At 70.8% G+C, this 23,205-nt stretch carries 15 protein-coding genes; 8 read left to right on the forward strand and 7 right to left on the reverse strand.

Going from position 1 to position 23,205, the window contains the following annotated elements:
* Positions 1 to 13 precede the first annotated feature (13 nt).
* A complete protein-coding gene (locus tag ACSHWO_RS00965) occupies positions 14 to 655 on the reverse strand; it encodes a carbonic anhydrase (RefSeq protein ID WP_438309623.1) in 642 nt (213 codons plus the stop codon).
* Positions 656 to 918: 263 nt separating this feature from the next.
* Here ACSHWO_RS00965 and ACSHWO_RS00970 point away from each other — a divergent pair, with 263 nt between their 5' ends.
* Positions 919 to 3,204 carry a catalase gene (locus ACSHWO_RS00970; protein ID WP_438309624.1) on the forward strand — a complete coding sequence of 762 codons (2,286 nt, stop codon included), beginning with the start codon at positions 919 to 921 and terminating at the stop codon, positions 3,202 to 3,204.
* 8 nt (positions 3,205 to 3,212) lie between these two features.
* Here ACSHWO_RS00970 and ACSHWO_RS00975 read toward each other — a convergent pair whose 3' ends face one another.
* Positions 3,213 to 4,409: an IS110 family transposase gene (locus ACSHWO_RS00975; RefSeq protein WP_438309625.1), complete on the reverse strand. Its 1,197-nt coding sequence runs from the start codon at positions 4,407 to 4,409 to the stop codon at positions 3,213 to 3,215.
* A gap of 620 nt (positions 4,410 to 5,029) precedes the next feature.
* Here ACSHWO_RS00975 and ACSHWO_RS00980 point away from each other — a divergent pair.
* From ACSHWO_RS00980 to ACSHWO_RS00990, 3 genes are all read left to right on the forward strand, one after another.
* The gene (locus ACSHWO_RS00980) at positions 5,030 to 7,384 is read left to right on the forward strand and encodes a HAMP domain-containing protein (RefSeq protein WP_438309626.1); all 2,355 of its coding nucleotides are present in this window, start codon (positions 5,030 to 5,032) and stop codon (positions 7,382 to 7,384) included.
* Positions 7,381 to 9,072, forward strand: coding sequence for a response regulator (locus ACSHWO_RS00985; protein ID WP_438309627.1), 1,692 nt, complete (start codon positions 7,381 to 7,383; stop codon positions 9,070 to 9,072). The genes ACSHWO_RS00980 and ACSHWO_RS00985 overlap by 4 nt, the downstream gene beginning before the upstream one ends.
* A 92-nt stretch (positions 9,073 to 9,164) precedes the next feature.
* Positions 9,165 to 11,684 (forward strand): SpoIIE family protein phosphatase, encoded by a 2,520-nt coding sequence (locus ACSHWO_RS00990; RefSeq protein ID WP_438318842.1) that lies wholly within the window; start codon positions 9,165 to 9,167, stop codon positions 11,682 to 11,684.
* 225 nt (positions 11,685 to 11,909) lie between these two features.
* Here the strand turns inward: ACSHWO_RS00990 and ACSHWO_RS00995 are convergent, their stop codons facing one another.
* The 4 genes from ACSHWO_RS00995 to ACSHWO_RS01010 all read right to left on the reverse strand — a co-directional run bounded on the left by ACSHWO_RS00995 (position 11,910) and on the right by ACSHWO_RS01010 (position 16,626).
* Positions 11,910 to 13,490 (reverse strand): FMN-binding glutamate synthase family protein, encoded by a 1,581-nt coding sequence (locus ACSHWO_RS00995; protein ID WP_438309629.1) that lies wholly within the window; start codon positions 13,488 to 13,490, stop codon positions 11,910 to 11,912.
* A 105-nt stretch (positions 13,491 to 13,595) separates the two neighbouring features.
* Positions 13,596 to 14,621 (reverse strand): SAM-dependent methyltransferase, encoded by a 1,026-nt coding sequence (locus ACSHWO_RS01000; protein ID WP_438309630.1) that lies wholly within the window; start codon positions 14,619 to 14,621, stop codon positions 13,596 to 13,598.
* A gap of 207 nt (positions 14,622 to 14,828) precedes the next feature.
* Positions 14,829 to 15,719 (reverse strand): helix-turn-helix transcriptional regulator, encoded by an 891-nt coding sequence (locus ACSHWO_RS01005; RefSeq protein ID WP_438309631.1) that lies wholly within the window; start codon positions 15,717 to 15,719, stop codon positions 14,829 to 14,831.
* 145 nt (positions 15,720 to 15,864) lie between these two features.
* Entirely contained in the window at positions 15,865 to 16,626 is a 762-nt protein-coding gene (locus ACSHWO_RS01010) for an SDR family oxidoreductase (protein ID WP_438309632.1), read from the reverse strand.
* Between the two features lie 719 nt (positions 16,627 to 17,345).
* Here ACSHWO_RS01010 and ACSHWO_RS01015 point away from each other — a divergent pair.
* From ACSHWO_RS01015 to ACSHWO_RS01030, 4 genes are all read left to right on the forward strand, one after another.
* On the forward strand, positions 17,346 to 18,395 hold the full coding sequence (locus tag ACSHWO_RS01015) for a polyprenyl synthetase family protein (protein WP_438309633.1): 1,050 nt from the start codon (positions 17,346 to 17,348) through the stop codon (positions 18,393 to 18,395).
* A gap of 160 nt (positions 18,396 to 18,555) precedes the next feature.
* The gene (locus ACSHWO_RS01020; RefSeq protein WP_438309635.1) at positions 18,556 to 19,641 is read left to right on the forward strand and encodes a terpene synthase family protein; all 1,086 of its coding nucleotides are present in this window, start codon (positions 18,556 to 18,558) and stop codon (positions 19,639 to 19,641) included.
* A gap of 91 nt (positions 19,642 to 19,732) precedes the next feature.
* Positions 19,733 to 21,106 carry an NAD(P)/FAD-dependent oxidoreductase gene (locus tag ACSHWO_RS01025; RefSeq protein ID WP_438309636.1) on the forward strand — a complete coding sequence of 458 codons (1,374 nt, stop codon included), beginning with the start codon at positions 19,733 to 19,735 and terminating at the stop codon, positions 21,104 to 21,106.
* 402 nt (positions 21,107 to 21,508) lie between these two features.
* Entirely contained in the window at positions 21,509 to 22,342 is an 834-nt protein-coding gene (locus ACSHWO_RS01030) for a PIG-L family deacetylase (protein ID WP_438309637.1), read from the forward strand.
* A 77-nt stretch (positions 22,343 to 22,419) separates the two neighbouring features.
* Here the strand turns inward: ACSHWO_RS01030 and ACSHWO_RS01035 are convergent, their stop codons facing one another.
* Entirely contained in the window at positions 22,420 to 22,980 is a 561-nt protein-coding gene (locus ACSHWO_RS01035) for a DUF6245 family protein (RefSeq protein ID WP_438309638.1), read from the reverse strand.
* Positions 22,981 to 23,205 lie beyond the last annotated feature (225 nt).

Here is a 23,205-nt window from a genome sequence, read left to right on the forward strand (position 1 = left end):
ATGGCCGGGGCGGTCAGGAAGCGGTGGCGGCCGCCGCGTCGAAGCCGCGGGAGGCGACGAACTGTGCGCTGCCGTCGGCCAGCCGATAGGACAGCCCCACCACGCCGAGGCGGCCGGCGGCCACCCGCTCGGCCAGGATGCGGGAACGTTCCAGCAGCAGATCCACGGTGTGCTCGATGTGCTCGGCCAGGATCTCTTCGGCCGTCTCGCGTCCGGCGGCGCGGGCGGCCAGCACGCTCGGGGTCACCCGTTCGACCACGTCACGCACGAAGCCGCCCGGCGTGTTCCCGTTCTCCAAGGCGGAGCAGGCCGCGGCGACGGCACCGCACGAGTCGTGGCCGAGGACGACGACCAGCGGCGCGTTGAGGACGCTCACGCCGAACTCGATGGAGCCGAGCACTTCCGTGCCGGCGACGTGGCCGGCGGTACGCACCACGAACAGATCGCCCAGGCCGCGGTCGAAGATGATCTCGGCGGCGAGCCGGGAGTCGGAGCACCCGAACAACACGGCGAAAGGCTGCTGAGACGGTGCGGTCTCGGTGCGGCGGGCGGCGTCCTGGTTCGGATGCTCGGTGGCTCCGGAGACGAAGCGTTTGTTGCCCGCCATGAGCAGCTCGAATGCGTCGCGGGGCGTCGGGCTCTTGATCTCGGTCATGCCCCGAAGCCTACGAGGCGGCATCAGCCGTCGCAGCGCCCGGTCCCGCCGAACGGCCCCGGACAGGCGGCGCTGCCCCCGTGACCAGCGCTACCCGCCCCCACCTGGTATGAGACCGGGAAGGCCGGAGGCGGGGCGACACAGCGGCCGGGTCGGCAGGATCCGGGCACCGGCAATGCCTCGCCTTCTGGACATAGCACTGTTTGGGAATTTTTGGATGGGGTCACACGTGTATCACCCGGTTCCCGCGACCTGGAGATGTGATGCCAGAGAAGAACCCGTTGAAGGCTGTGACCGACAAGATCGCCGACGCCATGCAGGGCGGAGGGTCAGAGCGTGGCGGCCCTGAGGAGGGGATTCCGGGCAAGCCCGCCTTCGCGTCTCCCCAGCTGACCGAACCCGTCCAGCCGGTCGAGCCGCTGCCGCCGAAGGCGGACCAGAGGGGACCGGAGACCGTCAGTCCGACCGGGCAGCCCACCGGCGACGAGCAGGCTCGGATGGCCCAGAGCGGCGCGCACCTCACGACCTCGCAGGGCACGCGGCTGTACGACACGGACCACTCGCTCAAGGCCGGTCCGCGCGGGCCGGTGCTGCTGCAGGACCACCACCTGCGTGAGAAGCTGATGCACTTCGACCACGAGCGGATCCCCGAGCGCGTGGTCCACGCCCGCGGTGCGGCCGCCCACGGCGTCTTCCAGTCCTACGGCACCGGGGCAGTCGTCTCGAAGGCCGCGTTCCTCGCCGACGACGCCGAGACGCCCGTGTTCGTACGGTTCTCCACCGTGCTCGGATCCCGCGGCTCCGCCGACACGGTGCGCGACACCCGTGGCTTCGCCACGAAGTTCTACACCGAGGAAGGCGTCTTCGACCTGGTCGGGAACAACATCCCGGTCTTCTTCATCCAAGACGCGATCAAGTTCCCCGACATCATCCACGCCGGCAAGCCGCATCCGGACCGGGAGATCCCGCAGGCGCAGAGCGCCCACGACACGTTCTGGGACTTCGTCTCCCTGCACACCGAAGCCACCCACCACACCCTGTGGAACATGTCCGACCGGGGCATCCCGCGCTCCTACCGGATGATGGAGGGCTTCGGCGTCCACACCTTCCGCCTCGTCAACGCACAAGGCGTCACGACGCTGGTGAAGTTCCACTGGAAGCCCAAGCTGGGCGTGCACTCCCTCGTCTGGGAGGAGGCCCAGATCCTCGGCGGTGTCGACCCCGACTTCCACCGACGTGACCTGGCCGACGCCATCGAGGCGGGCGCGTTCCCGCAGTGGGAGCTCGGGATCCAGACCTTCCCCGACACCCCGGAGCAGACGTTCGAGGGCATCGACCTCCTCGACCCGACGAAGATCGTTCCCGAAGAACTGGCGCCGGTGAAACCGCTCGGCCTGATGACCCTGAACGCCAACCCGTCGAACTTCTTCGCCGAGACCGAACAGGTCGCCTACCACACCGGCCACCTCGTCCCCGGCATCGATCCGACCGACGACCCGCTGCTTGCCGGGCGCATGTTCTCCTACCTCGACACCCAGATCACCCGGCTCGGCGGGCCCAACTTCCCGCAGCTTCCGATCAACCGCACCCACGCGCCCGTCAACGACATGCTTCGTGACGGCATGCACCAGACCGCCGTGCACCGCGGCGTGGCGCCGTACCACCCCAACAGCCTCGACGGGGGCTGCCCCTTCTTCGCCGGCGCCGACACCGGTGCCTTCATCGAGGTACCCGTGGAACTCCCGGCCGCACGCAAGGTCCGCGAAGCTCCCGCCTCCTTCGACGACCACTTCTCCCAGCCGCGGCTGTTCTGGCTGAGCATGAGCGCCGTGGAACGCGAGCACATCATCGCCGCCTACACCTTCGAGCTGTCCAAGTGCTACGAACAGGCCGTCAAGGAACGGGTCCTGCAGACGCTGGCCAACATCGACGGTGAGCTGTGCGCCGAGGTCGCCGCCGGGCTGGGGCTGTCCGCACCGGCGGCCACCGAGACGCTCGCGGACGCCAGCCCCAGCCCGCGCCTGTCCCAGATCGGACAGACCTGGCCGCTGGACGGGCGGATCATCGGCATCGTCACCGACGCCGCCAGTGACCAGGCCGGCGTGACCGAGGTCCGCCAGGCCGTCCTCGACGCGGGCATGGTTCCCCTGGTGATCGCTCCGGTCGGCGGCCGCCTGGCCGGCGACGGAGCGCCGGTGACCGTGCAACGCACCTACGCGGCCGCACGCTCGGTCGAGTTCGACGCGCTGCTGTTCGCCGGTGTGCCCGCAGCGGGGGCGGACGCCTACGGCGCCCGCGACGCGAAGGCCGCCGACCCCAGGACCGCCGTCGGCGACCCCCGCGTCTTGGCACTGCTCACCGAGGCGTACCGGCACGGCAAGGCCGTCGGCGGTTGGAACGGTGCGGAGCGGCTCTTCGAAGCAGCAGGCATCCGAAACGGTGACGCCGGCGTCGTCCTCGCGAACGACGGACCGGCCGCTCTGCGCCAGCTCTCCGAACTGATGGGAAGCCACCGCGTCTGGGCCCGCTTCCCCGCCCCAGCTTCCTAATCGTGTTGTCAAGCGGCCGTCGTGACCGGCGGTGACACTTCGTAGCACCGCCGGTCACGGATCAGGGCCCAGATGACGTTGACGCGTCGGCGGGCGAGGGCGAGAACGGCCTGGACGTGCTTCTTGCCCTCGGCGCGTTTGCGGTCGTAGAACCTCCGCGAGTTCGGGTCGTACCGGACGCTGACCAGCGCGGAGGTGTAGAAGACCCGCTGAAGTCTGCGGTGATAGACGAGCGGGCGGTGGAGGTTGCCGCTGACCTTGCCGGAATCATGTGGTCGCGGGGCGACGCCGGCGAAGGCCGCCAGCGCGTCCGGGGAATCGAACTCGTCAAGGCTGCCGCCGACAGCGGCGAGGAACTCGGCTCCTAGTGTCGCGCCTATGCCGGGAACGCTCAGGACGATGTCGGCGAGTTCGTGCTCGCGAAACCGGCCCTCGATGAGCTTGTCCATCTCGGCGATCTGCTCGTTGAGGGTCATCACCTCCTCGGCCAGGGTGTGGACCAGCTTGGCGATGGTCTTCTCCCCCGGGACAGCGGTGTGCTGTCGCGCGGCGGCCTCGACGGCCGCCTCGGCCAGGGCTCTGGCATTGCGGACCTTGCGGTTGGCCAGCCACGTCGTCAGCCGAGTGGCCCCGGCACGGCGGATCGCGGCCGGGGCCTGGTAGCCCGTCAGCAGCCTGAGCGGCCCGGTGTTCGTCACGTCCAGGGCCCTCTCCAGGGCCGGGAACATGGACAGTAGGGTGCCACGCAGCCGGTTGACCGAGCGGGTGCGGTCCTCGACCAGGTCGGCCCGGCGGCCGGTCAGCAGCTTCAGCTCGACGGCGGCCTCGTCGGCGGGGCGGATGGGCCGCAGGTCGCGGCGCATCCTGGCCTGGTCCGCGATGACGTAGGCGTCGCGGGCGTCGGTCTTTCCCTCACCGCGGTAGCCGTCGGAAGCCCGGTTCACCAGCCGCCCCGGCATGTAGAGGACCTGCTGGCCGTGGCCGACGAGCAGGGCCAGCAGCAGCGCGGGCTCCCCGCCGGTCATGTCGATGGCCCAGGTGACCTCACGGCCGTCGGCCAGATCCAGGACATCCCCGATCAGTTTCAGCAGCTCAGGTTCGTCGTTGGCCACCCGCCGCGACAGCAGCGTCTTGCCGTCCGCGTCCAGGGCGAGGCCGTGATGGTGGCCCTTGCCGCTGTCGATCCCCGCCCATATCCGGCTCATCGCGCTCCTGACGTACGTGTTCGTTCGGTTCGTACCACGGACGACCTCGCCGGCATTGCTCTACACAGCGACTTGTTCGCACTTCCTAATCGGCGGCCGAGTCGTCGTGGGGCGCCGGGCGGCGAAGCCAGGGAAACCACGAGACGGCAGCCGCCTGATAGCCACACCCGGCACCCCTGGGCGACCCAACCCTACGAATGGCTCGATCAACCCGATCAAGAAGGTAGAGCCGCCTGACCCGCGGGGCGCCGGCCGGCCGTGGCCGGTCGGCGCCCAGGGGTCGAACGATCCGGCCACAAATACGGAGATGATGTCAGCCATGGCCGCGGCTCCTTCCGGTGGAGAGCGTTCCGTCGGGACCGCCAATGCGGGCCGTATCCACCGAACTCGCACATCCATGCCTGCCCGTACCCGGGAAGTGCGGCTCGATCCGGGCTCGTTCCCACCCCTGACCGGTGGGGTAGCCTCCGGATCGGTACAGGCCCACGTCCTGACCGCGAGGGACGGCTCCCGGGCCGCCTCCGCTCGGGACGGGCAGGATCGAAGCCGGCCAATGGCCCGGCGTTCTACGGAGGCGATGTTCGATGGCTGGCGCGACACCGCCCGACGAGAGTGCGGAAGTGCCCCAGAGGGCCGCGGCCGGTGCCACGGCCGGTGCCGGTACCGGTACCGGGGCCGCCCAGGTGGGCGAGCCGGAGCTGCGGCTGCTGCTGGCCGGGCTCACGGCCGTACGCGACGGCGACTTCGGCATCAGGCTGCCCGGTGAGGCGGACGGTCTGCTGGGCGAAATCTCCACCGTCTTCAACGGCATGGTGGACCAGCTCTCCCGCTTCACCTCGGAGGTGACCCGCGTGGCCCGCGAGGTCGGCACCGAGGGCCGGCTGGGCGGTCAGGCGCAGGTGCCGGGGGTGTCGGGCACCTGGGAGGACCTCACCGACTCGGTCAACGCGATGGCCGGGAACCTCACCACCCAGGTCCGCGACATCGCCCAGGTCGCGACGGCCGTCGCGACGGGCGACCTCTCGCAGAAGATCACCGTCGATGCGCGCGGTGAGTTCCTGGAGCTGAAGGACACCGTCAACACGATGGTGGATCAGCTCAGTTCGTTCGCCGGCGAGGTGACCCGCGTCGCCCGCGAGGTCGGCACGGAGGGCATCCTCGGGGGCCAGGCCGACGTTCAGGGCGTCTCGGGGACCTGGCGCGACCTCACCGATTCGGTGAACTTCATGGCCGGCAACCTCACCAGCCAGGTCAGGGCGATCGCCCACGTGGCCACCGCCGTGGCCCAGGGCGACCTGTCACAGAAGATCACGGTGACCGCGCGCGGGGAGATCCTGGAGCTCAAGGACACCATCAACACCATGGTGGACCAGCTCTCCGCGTTCGCGGACGAGGTCACCCGCGTCGCCCGCGAGGTCGGGACCGCCGGGAACCTCGGCGGCCAGGCCACCGTCCGCGGTGTCTCGGGCACCTGGAAGGACCTCACTGACAACGTCAACGTGATGGCCTCCAACCTGACGGGCCAAGTCCGCTCCATCGCGCAGGTGGCCACCGCGGTCGCCAGGGGCGACCTCTCGCAGAAGATCACCGTCGAGGCCAAGGGCGAGGTGGCTGCTCTCGCGGGCGTCATCAACACCATGGTCGACACCCTGTCGGCGTTCGCGGACGAGGTGACGCGCGTGGCCCGCGAGGTCGGCACCGAGGGCATCCTCGGCGGCCAGGCCCGGGTGCCGAACGTGGCGGGGACGTGGAAGGACCTCACGGACAACGTCAACTTCATGGCACACAACCTGACCAGTCAGGTGCGCAACATCGCACAGGTCACCACGGCCGTCGCCAACGGCGACCTCACCCGCAAGATCGACGTGGACGCCCGCGGCGAGATCCTGGAGCTCAAGACCACCATCAACACCATGGTGGACCAACTGAGCTCCTTCGCCGCCGAGGTGACCCGGGTGGCCCGCGAGGTCGGCAGCGAGGGCCGGCTCGGCGGCCAGGCCGAGGTCGAGGGCGTCTCCGGCACCTGGAAGCGGCTCACCGAGAACGTCAACGAGCTCGCCGGCAACCTGACCCGCCAGGTGCGCGCCATCGCCGAGGTCACCAGCGCCGTCGCGGCGGGCGACCTCACCCGCTCCATCACGGTCGATGCCTCGGGCGAGGTCGCCGACCTCAAGGACAACATCAACTTCATGGTGGAGTCCCTGCGCGAGACCACCCGGGCCAACGAAGAACAGGACTGGCTGAAGACCAACCTGGCCCGCATCTCCGGCCTGCTCCAGGGACAGCGCGACCTCGGCCTCGTCGCCGAATCGATCATGGACGAGCTGACCCCGCTGGTGTCGGCCCAGTGCGGCGCCTTCTACCTCGCCGAGGAGAGCGAGGAGGGCACCGTCCTGCAGCTCGTCAGTTCCTACGCCTTCCCCGCCGGTTCGCGGCCGAACCGGTTCCGGCTCGGCGAGTCCTTCGTCGGCCAGGCCGCCCGCAGCAAGCGCTCCATCGCCGTCGACGCCCTCCCGGCGAGCTACCTGGCTGTCTCTTCCGGGCTCGGTCAAACCGAGGCGCTGTCGTTGATCGTGCTGCCGATCGTCGTCGAGGGACAGGTCCTCGGCGTGATCGAGCTGGCTTCCGTGCGCCCCTTCGCCCAGGTCCACCAGGACTTCCTGAACCAGCTGATGGAGACGATCGGGGTGAACGTCAACACCATCATCGCGAACGCCCGTACCGACGAGCTCCTCGGTGATCCCAGCGGCTCACGGCCGAACTGCGGGCCCGCTCGCAGGAGCTCCAGGCCCGGCAGGAGGAACTCCAGGCGTCCAACGCCGAGCTGGAGGACAAGGCCGAGCTGCTCGCGGCGCAGAACCGCGACATCGAGACGAAGAACCTGGAGATCGAGCAGGCCCGCCAGGAGCTGGAGGAGCGGGCGCACCAGCTGTCCCTGGCCTCCACCTACAAGTCGGAGTTCCTGGCCAACATGAGCCATGAGCTGCGCACCCCGCTCAACAGCCTCTTGATCCTCGCCCAGTTGCTCGCGCAGAACCCGACGCGGAACCTGACGGCGAAGCAGGTGGAGTACGCCGGCATCATCCACTCGGCCGGCTCGGACCTGCTCCAGCTCATCAACGACATCCTCGACCTGTCCAAGGTGGAGGCGGGGAAGATGGACCTCACCGTCGAGACCGTTTCCCTGGCCAGGCTGCTCGACTACGTCGAGGCCACCTTCCGGCCCCTGACGAGCCAGAAGAGCCTGTCGTTCGTCGTCCGCACCTCCCCCGAGGTCCCGTCCGAGCTGGTCACGGACGACTACCGGCTACGCCAGGTCCTGCGCAACCTGCTGTCGAACGCGGTCAAGTTCACCGAGCAGGGCGGCGTCGAGCTGCGCATCGAACCCGCTGACGAGGACCGGGTTCCCGAGCTCGCCCGCCGGGGCGGCGGCCCCGTGCTCGCCTTCCGCGTGACCGACACCGGTATCGGTATCGCGCCGCAGCACCTGGAGTCGGTCTTCGGCGCCTTCCAGCAGGCAGACGGCACCACCAGCCGCAAATACGGCGGGACGGGGCTCGGCCTGTCCATCAGCCGGGAGATCGCCTACCTGCTCGGCGGGGCCATCACCGCCGAGAGCACCCTGGGCAAGGGCAGCACGTTCACCCTCTACCTGCCCATCGCACGCCCCGACTCCGCCGATGCGGTCACGACGAGGACGCAGCGGGAACTCCAGGACGCAGGCGCCTCGGACCCGGACGTTCGAGGGGCCGGCCGGGAACCGGAGCCCGCCGCCACCACCCTCTCTGCGCTCCCGGGGCCGCTCCGGCGGCGCCGCCTGCTCGTGGTGGAAGCCCGGCCGGGCGGCCTGCTGTCGCTGGTGGCGGAGAACGCCGTCGGCGACCTGCCCCGCTACGGCGACCCCGCGGCCGGGGACGGCGTGGAGATCATCACTGCCGTCGGCGCCCAGGAGGCGGCGGCCACCCTGGCCACGAACCCCTGCCACTGCGTCATCCTCGATCTGGACCTGCCCGACGGCGCGGCCGCCAGCCTCCTGGAGGAGATGGAACGGGACCCGTCCCTGCAGGGCGTGCCGGTGCTGGCCCACAGCAGCCGCGGCACCGCGGCGCCCGACACGCGGCCGCTGCGCGAGCGGAACGGCTCCGGTCTGCTGGAACTCATCACCGGCCTGGACGAGCTGCGCGAGCGCATCGTTCTGCACATGGGGGCGGACCGGCCGGGCGACGTGCTGCCGCTCGTCCACCGGCCGGACACCGGGTCCCCCTGGGACCCCGACCTCGACCGCTCCCTGGCCGGCCGCACCGCTCTGGTGGTGGACGACGACGACCGCAACCTGTACGCCATCACCGGCATCCTCGAACTGCACGGTATGCGGGTGCTCCAGGCGGAGAACGGCCGGGCCGCCCTGGAAGCCCTCGCCCTGCACCCGGGCATTGACGTCATCCTGATGGACGTGATGATGCCGGAGATGGACGGCTACACCGCCACCGCCGCCATCCGGGCCATGCCCGAGCACAGCGGGCTGCCCATCATCGCCGTCACCGCCAAGGCCATGATCGGCGACCGGGAGAAGAGCCTGGCCTCCGGCGCCAGCGACTACATCACCAAACCCGTCGACGCGGACGAGCTGATCGGCCGGGTCAAGCGCCAGCTGGCCCCCTGACGCCGGGACCGGTCCACAGCTACCGAAGGACTGCGAGGAGCCCAAGCGTGCAACACCCCCACGAGCCGCCGGGCGGCATCGGCCGCCCCCGGATGCCGTCCGGCCCGGGTACCGTCCGGGTCGGGCCGCAGCGCGACGCCATCACCGCCGCCCCCTCCGCCCCCGCCGGCACGGCCGACGCGGACCGGTGGGCCGGCAGCACCCCCGACACGACGGGCGCGGACCGGTCTGCCGGCACCACGGCCGACACGGCCGGCGGCGCCGCCGTCGGCCGCCTCGCGGGCATCGTCGAACGCCTGCGGCGCGAGCTCGATCAGGTGCACGCCGACGCCGCCGGGCGGGCACTCGTCGAGATGGCCATCGGCGTCCTGGTCGAGCGGCTGCAATGCGGGCCCACCGAAGCCTCGACGCAGCTGGCGGCCCTCGCGGACAAGGCCGGCGTCCCGCCCCTGGCCCTGGCCGCGGACCTCGTCAACCAGGCTGCCGCGGACCGCATCTCCGCGGTCGCCCGCGACTTCGTCGCCTCCTCAGCCGCCGCCCCCGCCGCCGACTCCGTCGGCGTCCGGCTGCGCAGCGCCGAAGCACACGCCCTCGCCGGGCAGGACACCGAAGCGGCGGCCCGCTCCATGCTGGAGCACGCGCTGCGGCCCCTCGGCGCCGTCGCCGTCGCCGTGTGGGCCGCCCACCCCGACCAGTCCCTGTCCCTGGCGGGCAGTGCCGGCTTCGGTCCCGCGGAGGCGCACCGCTGGCGACACGTGCCTCCGGGAGTGCCCACGCCCGCCCGCCACGCCCTCGACCGGCGGGCTGCCGCCTCCTATCCGGTGCTCGCGGACGCCGCCCTCCCCTCGATCGGCCAGCACGAGATCAGCGGCGGGCGCCTCGCGGTCCCGGCGGGCATCGGGGGGCGACTCATCGGCGTCCTGGAAGTCTGCTGGCACGATCGGCTGCCCGAGCTGTCCCAACCGCTGCAACGCCAGTTCGAGGCGCTCGCCGAGTTGTGCGCGACGACCCTCGAAACCTGGGCCGACAGCGGACCGGCCGAGCCCGAGGGGCGCGACAACCGACTGGAGCGCCTGCGGGCGCTCACCGACGGCCTGCTGGACCCCAGCCTCATCCTCCAGGTGTCGTGCGACGGCGACGCAGGCCCGCTGCGCTTCACCATCCGACACGCCAACCCCGTCTTCGTCGACTTCGCAGGCCGGCCCACCAGCGCCATCGTCGGCGCCCGGCTGCTGGAGGCGTACCCGCTGGCGGCAGAGGCCGGAGGGCTCCTGGAGAAGGTCGAGCACGTCTTCGTCACCGGCGAGCCGTTCCGCACCGGCGGCATGACGCTCTCGGCGATGGTCGACGGCGTGCCGCTGAGCACTCGGGCCAAGGTGAGCATCAGCCGCCACGGCAGTCACCTCGTGGTGGTCTGGCGACTGGACGACGGCACGCCGCGGGTCGCCCGGCTCCTCCAGCACGCCCAGCGGCTCGGACGCATCGGCGGCTTCGAGGAGAACCTGCGGACCCGACAGATCGTCTGGAACGAAGCGGTATACGAGCTGCACGGCCTGCCCCGCGGCGCTACGCCGATCCCCCTCGACCAGCTCGCCGATCACGCCCACCCGGACGACCGGCACTCCATCGGCCGTTTCCTGCGCACCCTGTTGCACCACCGGCGGCCCGCCTCCACCGCGTTCCGCCTGGAGCGCCCCGACGGCGTGGCCCGCCACATCCGGGTCGTGGCGGAACCCGTCGACGGCCCCGACAGCCGGCTGAGCCTCGTCCGCGGCGCCTACCAGGACATCTCGGCCCAGCACTGGACCGAGGTCGCTCTCGCGGCCACCCGCGACCAGCTCGCCCAGACCGAGCAGCAGGCGGCCGAGCGCAGCCGCCTCGCCCGCCAGCTGCAACACGCGATCATGCCGCCCGTCCGCGGCCCGCTTCACCTCGACGACCTGCACGTCGCGGTCCGCTACCGGCCGGCCGAGAAGGACCACCTCGTCGGCGGCGACTGGTACGACACCCTCACCCTGCCGTCCGGCGAGATCCTGCTGTGCGTCGGGGACGTCGCCGGACACGGCATCGAGGCCGCAACCGGCATGGTCGCCCTGCGCAACGCCCTGCGCGGGCTCGCGGCCACCGGCGCCGGCCCGGCACAACTCCTGTCCTGGCTGAACAGCATCACCCACCAGTTGACGGAGAACCTCACGGCCACGGCCGTATGCGGACTGTACGACCCGGTGACGCGCAGACTGCGGTGGGCCCGCGCCGGCCATCTGCCGCCCGTGCTGCTGCGCGCCGGACGCGCGGAGACCCTGCCCCAACTCGCGGGGATCCTCCTCGGTGCTCTGGACCAGGCCGAATACGAGGAGAGCGAGCTCCAGCTGCAGCCGGACGACCTCCTGGTCCTGTACACCGACGGGCTGATCGAACGCCGCGACCAGTCCCTCCAGGCGTCGCTGACGAACCTGATCTCCCTCACGGAGAGGGCGGGCGCTGACGACCCGTCCGACCTGGAGGCGCACCTGGACCACCTGCTGCGCGACAGCCGGGCGGACACGGACGACGACACGTGCCTCGTCGGCGTGTCCGTCCGCGGGCGGGCGCAGGGAGCACCTTCGGACTGACTGCGCCAGCACTCACCGTGACCTGCGCGCCTTGCCGCGGACCGTACACCGGCGGAGGAGCGTCGGCGCACGGACCGTCTCCCCCGTCCACGATGCGCCGCTCGTCGTTGCTCTTGACGACGGTCCACGGGACGCGGGCCGTGTCGGTGGCCCGGAACGTCTCGACCATCGCACCGGTGTAGACGTCCCGCCGGTCCGGCCAGGCGAGCGCGGCCGGGCACGGCTTCAGGCGGAGAAGCGGTCGGGGTGAGCAGCCCTCCAGTCCGCCGCCCAACCACGCGGCGGCGACGCGAGCAGCTCTCCCGGAGCGAGCCATTCGTGGATTTCGGCGTAGGTGCGGAGGGTGTGCGGGTCCACCCGCTGCAACAGCATGTGAGGGCGCAGCCCGCTGGGGTCGTCCACCCCCATCGCGGCCATGATCTGCAGTGCGCTCTTGACCGTCGCCTCCTGGTAGCGCCGTACGCGCTGCGACTTGTCACCGACGTGCACCGCGCGTGCGCGCCGTCTGTCCTGGGTGGCGACCCCGACCGGGCAGGTGTTGGTGTGGCAGCGCTGGGCTTGGATGCATCCGATCGCGAGCATCATGGCGCGGGCGGCGTTGGTGTAGTCCGCTCCCTGGAGGAGCCGCTTGACGAGGTCGCTGCCGGTCGCGACCTTGCCGCTGGCTCCGATCCTGATCCGGTCGCGCAGCCCGGCGCCCACGAGCGCGTTGTGCACGGTCATCAGTCCCTCGTCCAGGGGGAGGCCGACGATGTCGGCGAACTCCGGCGGCGCTGCGCCCGTCCCGCCCTCCGCCCCGTCGACGACGACGAAGTCGGGTGTCACGTCCTCTTCGATCATGGCTTTGCACAGGGCCAGGAACTGGCGGCGGGAGCCGACGCACAACTTGAGCCCGACGGGCTTGCCGTCCGCGAGCAGGCGCATGCGTGCCAGGAAGCGCACCAGCTCGCGAGGGGTGGAGTAGACGCGGTGGAAGGGCGGGGAGACGACCGTCCGGCCCTGCGGCACGCCGCGCACCTTCGCGATCTCCGCGTTCACCTTGGCGCCGGGTAGGACGCCGCCGATGCCTGGTTTGGCGCCTTGGCTGATCTTCAGCGAAACGCATTTGACCTGCGGGTACGCCGCCTCCTCCGCAAACTGCTGCTCGTCGAAGTCCCCGTCGCCGGTTCGGCAGCCGAAGTATCCGGTACCGATTTCCCAGACGAGGTCCCCGCCGGGGCGCAGGTGGTACTCGGACAGCCCGCCCTCGCCGGTGTCGTGGGCGAAGCCGCCCAGCCGCGCACCGGTGTTGAGGGCGAGGACGGCATGGGCCGAGAGCGATCCGAAGCTCATGGCGGAGACGTTGAGCAGTGCCATGTCGTACGGCCGGGTGCAGTCGGGTCCCCCGATGCGGGCGCGGGGCGGATCGGGGGGTACGGGGAGCGGAGCCATGGAGGGCGTGAAGTACTCGCTGCCGGGCCGGTACAGGTCGCGTTCGGTGCCGAAAGCCTCTTCGGCGTCCGTTCCCTTGGCGCGTTCGTAGACGAGGCTGCGGGTGTCGCGGTCGAAGGGGCGGCCGTCGTAGTTGCGCTCGACGAAGTACTGCTGGATCTCCGGCCGCACCGCCTCCAGCGCGAAGCGCAGCCGCCCCAGGAGGGGGTAGTTGCGCAGGATGGCGTGCCGCCGTTGGACGAGGTCGTGGGCGGCCGTCAGCGCGGCGACGAGCAAGGGGGCGGCGAGGACCCAGAACCAGGGCACGACGAGGGCTCCGGCGACCGAGGCGGCGGCGGCCAGACCGAGCAGGCTCAGGAGGAATGTCTTCAGCACGCGCCTCTTGTGTCCCGTTACCGGCCCGGCATGCCCTCGTTCGGGGGTGAAGTGCCCCGTCGTCGCGGCGGTGCAGAGGAGTCGGAGCAGGCGGCCCGGTGCGCCTCAGAGCTTCTCGAAGACCAGGCGGAGGGTCGTGGCGCGGCCTTCCTGGAGGAAGCGCAAGGACGTCCGCAGCTCGCGCTGGATGTCGTCCACCGCTCGACGGCCGATGAGCCGGGCGCCGTCCTCCTGGTTCTCCTCGGCCAGGTCGATCCACGCGCGGAGAGTCCGAATGCCGTCCTCCGGGTCCCGGCGTTCGGAAACGATCCGGAACAGGCCTGCCGAGGCGTCGGCGAGCTCGGACCGCGTGGGGACGAAGCATTCCGGGAACACGGTCCGGGAGGCGTGCAGCCCGGACCGAAGGTTGCGTACGGCGGCAGCGGCGTCCCGGCCCGTGGGGCGACTCCGGCCCGGTGCGCCGTCGGCTGCCAGCCGCTCCGGGCTGAGCAGCACGGAAGCGAGCCAGCCGTACCGGCTCCAGGCATTGGCCTGCACAGACAGCCGTCCAGCCGGCCGCAGCCAGTCGTGGCAGCGCCGGAAGAACTCCCGGTAGCGTGCGACCCGACGCGACCGCCACAGCGTGCCCCCGGCGAAGTGCTCCACGGCCTCGATCACGATGACCGCGTCGTAGGGTCCGTCCGGACGGTGATCGAACCAGTTCTCCACCCGCACCTCGCATCTCGGCCACCCCTGTGCCCGTACCCGGGCCGCCTCGGCGGGACTCAGGGTCAGACCGACGGCGCGCTGGACGCCGTGGCACTCGACCATGCGGTGCAGCAGGCTCCCATAGCCGCAGCCCACGTCCAGCACCCGCTCGGCGCCGTCGGCCCGAGCCGCTGCGATGTGGTGGTCGAGCTTGCGCCGCTGGGCGGCTTCGAGGGTGTCGCCCGCCTGCCACATGGCATGGGAGTAGACGAGGTCCTCGCCCAGGAAGAGGCGGTAGAAGTCACCCAGGTAGTCGTAGTGGTGAAGGATGGCCTTCGTCGACGACCCCTTGTAGGCGGACGCCCCTTTCTGGACGGACGTCCCCCTGGTCGTCGGGGTGTCGTGGGTGGGCTGGCTGGTGGCGGGCTCGCCGTTCCCGGACATGGACCGATCACAACCGCTGTGCGGGCCGCCACGTGCGATCCACACCGACCGTACGCACCTTTCCCACCCGTTCAGCCCTCGAAGCCGCTGCTACACCCGGCCGGAAGGTCCCCGCGGCCCGCGCGAGTTCGGCGACGTGGGCCTCGTTCTGCCAGCCCGGTAGGCCCGGCAGGTCCCGTCGGCGCCGCAGCCGACCGCGAACCCGGGCTACCGGTCCTGTTCGCCGATCGGTCGGTCGACGAGCGCTGGGGTCGGGGAGGCGGTCCAGGCGAGCAACATGTGGAGGGCGTCGTGGGACGAGGTGTCCTTCTGGGCTCCATACGTGATCAGTGCCTGGTCGGGGTCGTCGGCAGCGCGCAGGGTCTCGTAGGTCAGTTCCAGGTCGCCGACCAACGGGTGGTGGAACTTCTTGACGCCCGAAGTCTTGTCCTGGACCGGGTGTTCAGCCCACCAGCGGCGGAAGTCCGCACTCTTCATCGACAGCTCCCCGATCAGGTGTGCCAATCGGGGGTCGTCGGGGCGCCGTCCTGCCTCCAGGTGGAGGTAGGCCACGTTCTCGCGGGCACAGGAGGGCCAGTCTGCGTAGAGCTCTCGGGACCGCGGGTCGAGGAAGGTGATCCGGGCGATGTTGCGCTCGGCCGGCTCCATGCCGGCGTAGTCGCCCAAGAGGGCGCTTGCTGCCGGGTTCCAGGCCAGAATGTCCATGCGTCGGCCCATCACCATGGCCGGCACGTCCTTCAGCTCGTCCAGCAGTCGCTGGAGCATGGGCCGCACCCGCTGCTGGGGGACCTGGTGTCCACGCACCGTACGGGCGGGGCGCTGTGGTCGGGCCAGGTGGTGCAGGTGCCGGGCCTCGTCGTCGTTCAGCCGCAGTGCGCGGGCGAGGGCGTCGAGCACGGTGTCCGAGGGGTTCGACACGCGGCCCTGTTCCATCCGGGTGTAGTAGTCGACGCTGACCCCGGCGAGCTGGGCGATCTCCTCGCGGCGCAGGCCCGCGACGCGGCGCGTGCCGCCGAAGTCCGGTAGGGCTACGTCCTGCGGGCGCAGGCGGGCGCGGCGGGTCCGGAGGAAGTCGCTCAGGCTGATCGTGGTGCTCATACGACGATTGTGGCTGATCGGCGTGGTGTGCTGCCTGGCCCTGCTGGTGCCAGGCAGCACACCGCTGGTCGGGGCCGCTGTCCTGCCGCTCGGTCACGCGATGAGCACGTCTCCACAGGCGGCCCCGGTGGGGTCCGGAGGGATGTCAGGCCTGGCGGGTGGGCAGGACGATCGACTGGCGCAGGTTGACGTGCTGGCGGCGGCTGACGGTGTACGCGATGAGGTCGGCGATGTCCTCGGCGGCGAGGGCCGGGATCACGCTGAACATTCCGTCCAACTGGTCGCGCAGTTCCCGGTTGTCGATGTGCCCACCGAGTTCGGTGTCGGTCAGGCCCGGCTCGATGGTGCTGACGCGGACGTCGCGCGGGCCCAGCTCGGTGCGCAGTGCGGCGGACAGCTGGGTGAGGGCGGCCTTGGTGGCCCCGTATACCGCGTAGTCGGGGAAGAGGAGGTGGGAGGCGATGGAGGACACGTTGACCAGGTCCGCGGTGCGACCGTCGGCGGCGGCCTCGATGAGGTCGGGGGTGAACGCGCGGATGACGCGCAGGGCGCCAGTGAGGTTGGTGTCGATCATGCGGGTCCACTCGTCGAGCCGACCCGCAGCGAGGGGGTTGGGCAGCATCACGCCGGCGTTGTTGACCACCAGATCCACCTGCCCGTAAGCATCGTGGACGGCCTTGGCGGCGGCGTCGACCGAGGCCTGGTCGGTGACGTCGGCCGTGACGGCGAGTGCCTGGCCCCCGGCGGCGGTGAGTTCGGCGCTCAGTGCGTCCAGCCGGTCGGTGCGCCGGGCGAGCAGGGCGACGCGCGCCCCGCCCGCGACGAGCAGGCGGGCGGTGGCTGCACCTATGCCGCTGGCCGCTCCGGTGACGACGGCGGTACGGGCGGCGAGGGCGGGGTAGCTCATGAGGTGCTCCTGGGTCTTCTGCTGCGCGGGCCGGTTCCGATGGACCGGCCCGGTGCCCCGGTGGGCCGGTGCAGTGGGCGGATGCAGACCACTCTGCGCCCGGCCGGGACCGCCAACCAGAGCCTGCCGTTCCCTGGGAAAGCCAGTCCCACCCAGGGCCGGCCTGCCCTTTCCACGCGGGGCGGCCGGCTCGGCGAGCCCCGACCGCCCTGCACAGGGCAGCAGGGTGGAGAAGCGGGAACGGGCCGCTCCTCGGCGACGGAAGCCCCGGATCCTCCGCGAGCCGGTCCGTGGCTACTCCCCGAGCCGCCGCACCAGCCGCCGTGACGTCAACGTGCTCCGGCGCACCACTCGGCGCCCTCGTACTCACGGACCGTTCTCGCCCGTGGGCAGTCCCAGGGCTCAACAGGAGACCCCGTTGCAGCCACGTCCTGATCCCGTGTCATCACCTGCGGGCGGGCCGGCCGGGACGGGAGGCTCCGCCGGGCGTGGGGTGCCGGGGTGACGCGGGGGAAGCGTGTTGTGCGCCTACGCGCTCAAAGTGGGTTGCAGGTGGTTCGCTATTCGAGGGCTGGCTGAGACGCCCCTCTTGCCGCGGGCGGGTGTCCACGCGTCAGTGGCAGAACAGCGCAGATCGGTGTTCCCGGTCGCCTCATGAGGCGGACACAGCCGGGACGACGTGTGGCTCATCGGGTTTCCGGCAGTGGGAGGCGACGGGAATGACGGTGGTGTCCTCGGCGGGTACGGCGCGGGACGCGGATCACGTGCTCCGGGATGCGGAGGCGTTGACGCACCCGGCGCTGCGGGCCGCGGTGGAGGGGCTGCCGGTGGGGATCCGGCATCCGGTGGGGGTGCATTTCGGCTGGTGGGACCAGGCGGGCACTCCGCTGGAGGGTGGGCGGGCGGGCAAGGCGGTGCGCCCGGCGCTGGTGCTCACGGCGTGTGAGGCGGTGGGCGGGGTGCGTGAGGCGGGAGTCGCGGCGGCGGTGGCGGTGGAACTGGTGCACAACGCCTCCCTGCTGCATGACGACATCATCGACGGCGACCGGTTGCGCAGGGGGCGGCCGGCTGTGTGGGCTGCGTTGGGGGTGCCGGCGGCGATCCTGGCCGGGGACGCGTTGTTCCTCCTCGCCGTCCAGACGGTCGCCGAGGCTCCCGGGCCGCTGGGCGCGGCGGGGCCGGGCATGCTGACGCGCGCGGTACAGGAGCTGATCGACGGCGAGTACGTGGACACGCTGCTGGAGGACCGCGAGGTGGCGTCGGTGCCCGTAGCGGAGGTCACGGCGATGGCGCAGGGCAAGACCGGCGCGCTGATCGCCGCCTCGTGTGCGCTGGGGGCGGTGGCCGGCGGCGCGGACGAGCAGCGGGTGGGGTGTCTGCGGGCGTTCGGGGTGCATGTGGGGGCTGCGTTCCAGCTGATCGACGATGTGCTGGGGATCTGGGGTGATCCGGTACGGACCGGCAAGCCGGCCGGGGCGGACCTGGCGGCGCGCAAGAAGTCCCTGCCGATCGCCGCGGCGCTCGCTTCCCGCTGTGCGGCGGGGCGGGAGCTGGGCCGGCTGTACTCCGGGAGCGGGCCGCTGGGCACGGCGGAAGTGGCCCGGGCAGCGGGCCTGGTCGAGGAGGCCGGCGGGCGCAGCTGGGCAGTGCGCGCGGCAGAACGGCACACGAGGCAGGCACTGGAGGAACTTGCGGCCGCGCGACCGCAGCGGACCGCGGCCGCCGAGCTACGGGCCCTCGCAGATCTGGTGACCGGCCGTGACCACTGACCCCGCCGGACACACCGGTGGCCTACCGTACGGCGGGCTCCGCCGCCTTCCCGACCACGGGTGCGGAGGGGGCTGCGGTCGAGGACGGGCCGCAGCGCAAGGCCGAGGGCCGTCCAAGAACCAGAGCGCGTCCTGACCCCAGGATGTGACAGGAGGAACGATGTCTCTCTCCCCGTCGGCCGTCTCCCGAGGCGAAGTCCCGGACGGGCCACTGGCCTTCACCCTCCCGGTCCTGACCGTGCAACTGCCCGCACCGCGCCTGCACCCGGCCGCGAGGCAGGAGACGCGGCGCACCGCCGACTGGTGCCGGACCCACCTGCGCTGCATCCTGCCCGACGACGACGCCCTGGACCTCTTCATCGCCGAGCACGCGGAGTGCTTCGCGCTGTGGTGCTACCCGGACGCCCCGCTCGAACGCCTCGGCCTGATCACCGACCTCATGCAGTTCTTCGGAGCCGTCGACAACGTGCTGGACGACGTCCGCGCCACCGATCGCACCGGCTCCGCCACCCGGGCCCTCCTGGAACCCGTACTCGATGCCCTGAAGTCCGGCCCGTCCGACGACGCCACCCGCACAGGCCCCGACGTCCTGCGGGAGCTGCTGGACCTGATGGGCCGGTTGCACCAGCACCTGAGCCCGCGCCAGGGCGAACGGCTCCTGCATGCCCTGTCCGAATACGCCGACGGGTGCGTGCAGGAGGACGGCCTGCGCGCCGCGGGCACCGTGCCGGACTTCGACACCTACCAGCAGGTGCACGCGGGCACCAGCTTCCGCGGCCTGGTCATGGTCCTGATCGAGTACGCGCTGGGCATCGACGTCAGCTGTGCGCTGGCCACCTGCCCCGCCCTCCAAGCCACCGTCGACGTCGCGATCCGCCACGTCCTCCTGGTCAACGACCTGTTCTCCTATCGCCGCGAACACTTCCACGGCGACGCGTCGATCAACCCGATCACGATCTTCCTCCAGCAGCCGGGCGAGAACCTCCAGGGAGCCGTCGACCGGCTGGGCTCACTGATCCTGGACGCCGAGCGCGACCTGTACGACGCCCGTGCCGCCACGCTGGCGTCACCCGCAGCCACCGAACCCGCGGTCGTCGCCTTCCTGGAGGGGCTGGAGACGTTCTGCTCCGGCTACCTGCGCTCGGTCTACCTCGCCGGCCGCTACAACGGCGTCGGTCACACCTGGAACGGCCTCACCTCCGGCACGGTGGTCCTTCACCCCGACCGCACCGAGTACCTGCCCTGAACAGCCGACCGGCACGGAGGCGGCTGCTGCCCGCAGGCCACGGAACCGGTCCGGCCGCAAACCTCCCGTCGATCCGTTGGAGGTCGTCTCGATGCGTCGCGCCGAGGTCCCTGCTGTCCGTGACCACGCCGTCGTACTGGGCGCGGGTATTGCGGGACTGTGCACGGCCGCCGTACTCACCCGTCACTTCGCCCGAGTGACGCTGGTGGAACGCGACCATCTCAAGAGGAAGGCCGCAGACGGCGGGGGCAGGAAGGGAGTCCCGCAGAGTCCCCACATCCATACCGTCCTGACACGCGCGGCACAGGAGATGGAACAGCTGTTTCCCGGCCTGATCGACCAGTGTCTGGCCGGCGGTGCCGTGAGCGCCGAGCTCGGCAGTCAGAGCCGCATCACCTACCACGGTCACAGGTTGCCCCAGCGGTTCGCCGGAATTGACGGGATCATGGCATCACGGCCGTTCCTGGAAGCCAGGCTCCGCGAGCGCACTCTGCAGCTGAGGTCCCTGTCCCTTCGCGACGGCGTGGAGGTCACGGGGTTGGTCACCGAGGGCACCCGGGGAGAGGCGGCCGTACGGGGAGTGCGCCTGTATCCACGCGGTGGAGAAGCTGGTGGTGAGGTCCTGGAGGCGGACCTCGTGGTCGATGCAATGGGGCGCGGTGGGCGAAGCGGAGCCTGGCTGGAGGAGATGGGCTATCCGAGGGCCCGGGAGGAACGCACCCGGATCAACGTCACCTATGCCAGTCGGCATTTCGCGCTCCCGCCCGATGCGCTCGGCGCCGACCGGGCCGTCATGATCGGCGCTACGTCTTCGCAGCCACGCGGGATGGTCTTCGCGGCGCAGGAGAACGGCAGTTGGGTTGTCTCCCTGCACAGTTACGGTCACCACCGGGCCCCTGTGGACGACGAGGAATTCCTCGCTTTCGCCGCCACGATCGCCCCTCCCGATGTCATGAGCGAGCTACGGCGTGCCGAACCGCTGGATCAGATCGCTGTGTACCGCTTCCCCTGTGGGGTCCGTCGCCGCTACGACCGGTTGAAGCGCTTCCCTGACGGGTTGCTGGCCGTGGGGGATGCTCTCTGTTCGGTCAACCCCGTTTACGGGGCCGGGATCTCCCTGGCCGTCCGCGAGGCCGTCTTGCTCGAAGAATGCCTTGCCGAGGAAGGCGCCGGGCCCCCGTTGGCTCGTCGCTTCTTCTCGTCCGCACACGACGCGACCTATCCGGCTTGGTGGCTGTCCAAGATCGGCGACTACAGCCTCGTACAGGATGGAGTCAGCGCTCGGCTTCTCGGCTCCTCCTTTCGTCGTCTCATGGCCGCCGCCGCAAGCGACCCTAGAACCGCATCCGCGGTACTCAGGTCACTCTCCTTCGTTGATTCCCCCCTCAAGCTCGTCCGCCTCCGCATCCTCCGCCAGATGCTCCACCAGCCGACTTCACGGCAACCGGGGACCACGGCGAAGTGACCCACACCACGAGCTGCGCGCCGTCGAGCCGCACAGGACAGCAGGAAACAGAGGCACGCCACCGGGCTCAGGGTCGACGAGTACCTCCAGGGCGGCCCCGGCGATCCGGATCGCACCGCCGCACCTCCTCGGCGTCCGGCGGCGGCCGGCCACCCGGAGCCGGGTCGCCAGGACATGCAGACTGCCGGGAAAGCGGTGCCGGGCGGCGGCGCGGACGACCTCCTCGCGCAGCGCGCCCCGGCCGAAGCCTCCAGGGACGGGGAGCCGAGGACGGCGATCAGGTCGAAACGCCGACGCCTGGAAGACCAAGCGGGCACCCCGGGAACAAGCGGTCCGGCCGGCAAGGTTGCATCGACCGAGGCGCACTCGGACCCACACGTATTCCTACAGGAGGACCGTTTCATGACCGACCGGCCATTGACGCTCATGGCAGTACACGCCCACCCCGACGACGAGGCCACCGGAACCGGAGGAGTTCTCGCACGGTACGCAGCGGAAGGTATCCGCACGGTTCTCGTGACGTGTACCGACGGCCGTTGCGGCGACGGACCGGGGGGTGTGAAGCCGGGCGATCCCGGGCACGACCCGGCGGCGGTCGCCTTGATGCGGCGGCGGGAACTGCAGAAGAGCTGTGACGTCCTGAAGGTCAGTGACCTGGAGATGCTGGACTATGCCGACTCCGGGATGATGGGGTGGCCGAGCAACGACGCCCCCGGGTCCTTCTGGCAGACCCCGGTGCAGGAAGGTGCGGCCCGACTCGCTGGACTCATGCGGCACTACCGGCCTGATGTGGTCGTCACCTACGACGAGAACGGCTTCTACGGCCACCCGGACCACATCCAGGCCCACCGCATCACGATGGCGGCGCTGGAGATGACCGGGCTGGCACCGAAGGTGTACTGGACCACGGTGCCCCGCTCGACGATGCAGCGGTTCGGCGAGGTCATGCGCGAGTTCCACGAGGACATGCCGGAGCCGGATCCTGCCGAGGCCGCCGCGATGGCCGAGATCGGCCTCCCCGACCACGAGATCACCACGTGGGTGGACACCACCGCGTTCAGCGGTCAGAAGTTCGACGCGTTGGCCGCGCACGCCAGTCAAGGCGAGAACATCTTCTTCCTCAGGATGGGCAAGGAGAGGTTCGGCGAGTTGATGGGCATGGAGACCTTCGTACGCGTCCTGGACGCCACCGGCGCGGCCATACCCGAGAACGACCTCTTCGCCGGCCTGCGCTGATCGGCCCGCCAATCGGCTTGAACGCGGGCCTGTCGGGGAGCCGCCCTGGTGGTTCCGGTGACGCGAGATCGGCGGAGCTACTGGCCGGCCGACGTGATGGAGTCCAGCATGATGTCGGCGTTGTCGAGGGCGGCTACCAGTAGTTCCCGGGCCGCCTTCATCGGCACGATCTGGGCGAGGACGGTTGCGGCGTCGCCGATCGCGTTCGCCTTGTCGGTCACGGCGATCACTCCCAGCATGACGTGCAGCGCCTCGGCGGCGTGCGCGGCCGCGACCACGAACGCCCCGGCGTCCGGATCCTTGGCGAGCAAGTAGAGCGGGATGCCCGCCCGTCGGACCTGCCAGCCCAGGAACGCCATCTGCCGCGCGGCGTCGTCCCAGGCGTCGGCGGCTTTCAGCTGCTCGAACCATGCGGTGAACAGGTCCTCGCCATCCTCCTCGGCCTCGTCGGCGAGCTTCGCCTGTTCCTGCACCACGCCCAGCAGGGTGTTGAGCAGCCGTAACCGGTGGAAGTCGGTATTGCCGAGAGCAATGCTCTCGGCAATACCGACCGGCGTTTCGTTGCCCTCGCGTACGCCCAACGCGGCCAGGGCCGCATTGATCTGTTCCACCGTCACAGGTATGCCGCCGCTCGTCATACCGGCACGCTACCCGTGCCCGACGGGGCGTAGGCGCCTTTGTGACGGCAAATCGGCGGTGGTTCTCGATCCTGTGTCAGGTCGGCCGTTCGGATGAAGAGAGCGCCGGGCGATCACCTCACCGTCCGTAAGCGTCAGCTCACTGCGTGCCTGGCTCGGTGGCGCGTAGGCGGTCGTGGCGGCGCAGCAAGCAGGAAGGCCGTGGTCGAGCCGGTGATCTGCCGC

Origin of the sequence: Streptomyces pallidus (ex Mingjun et al. 2026) (assembly GCF_051550185.1) — a bacterium.
Lineage (GTDB): Bacteria > Actinomycetota > Actinomycetes > Streptomycetales > Streptomycetaceae > Streptomyces.

Excerpts from the sequence above, each read along its gene's own strand:
- ACSHWO_RS01000 (WP_438309630.1), bottom strand. The coding sequence starts at position 14,621 with ATGTCCGGGAACGGCGAGCCCGCCACCAGCCAGCCCACCCACGACACC.
- ACSHWO_RS01015 (WP_438309633.1), top strand. The coding sequence starts at position 17,346 with ATGACGGTGGTGTCCTCGGCGGGTACGGCGCGGGACGCGGATCACGTG.
- ACSHWO_RS00975 (WP_438309625.1), bottom strand. The coding sequence starts at position 4,409 with ATGAGCCGGATATGGGCGGGGATCGACAGCGGCAAGGGCCACCATCAC.
- ACSHWO_RS00990 (WP_438318842.1), top strand. The coding sequence starts at position 9,165 with ATGCCGTCCGGCCCGGGTACCGTCCGGGTCGGGCCGCAGCGCGACGCC.
- ACSHWO_RS01030 (WP_438309637.1), top strand. The coding sequence starts at position 21,509 with ATGACCGACCGGCCATTGACGCTCATGGCAGTACACGCCCACCCCGAC.
- ACSHWO_RS00985 (WP_438309627.1), top strand. The coding sequence starts at position 7,381 with ATGAGCCATGAGCTGCGCACCCCGCTCAACAGCCTCTTGATCCTCGCC.
- ACSHWO_RS01020 (WP_438309635.1), top strand. The coding sequence starts at position 18,556 with ATGTCTCTCTCCCCGTCGGCCGTCTCCCGAGGCGAAGTCCCGGACGGG.
- ACSHWO_RS01005 (WP_438309631.1), bottom strand. The coding sequence starts at position 15,719 with ATGAGCACCACGATCAGCCTGAGCGACTTCCTCCGGACCCGCCGCGCC.
- ACSHWO_RS01025 (WP_438309636.1), top strand. The coding sequence starts at position 19,733 with ATGCGTCGCGCCGAGGTCCCTGCTGTCCGTGACCACGCCGTCGTACTG.
- ACSHWO_RS01010 (WP_438309632.1), bottom strand. The coding sequence starts at position 16,626 with ATGAGCTACCCCGCCCTCGCCGCCCGTACCGCCGTCGTCACCGGAGCG.
- ACSHWO_RS00965 (WP_438309623.1), bottom strand. The coding sequence starts at position 655 with ATGACCGAGATCAAGAGCCCGACGCCCCGCGACGCATTCGAGCTGCTC.
- ACSHWO_RS01035 (WP_438309638.1), bottom strand. The coding sequence starts at position 22,980 with ATGACGAGCGGCGGCATACCTGTGACGGTGGAACAGATCAATGCGGCC.
- ACSHWO_RS00970 (WP_438309624.1), top strand. The coding sequence starts at position 919 with ATGCCAGAGAAGAACCCGTTGAAGGCTGTGACCGACAAGATCGCCGAC.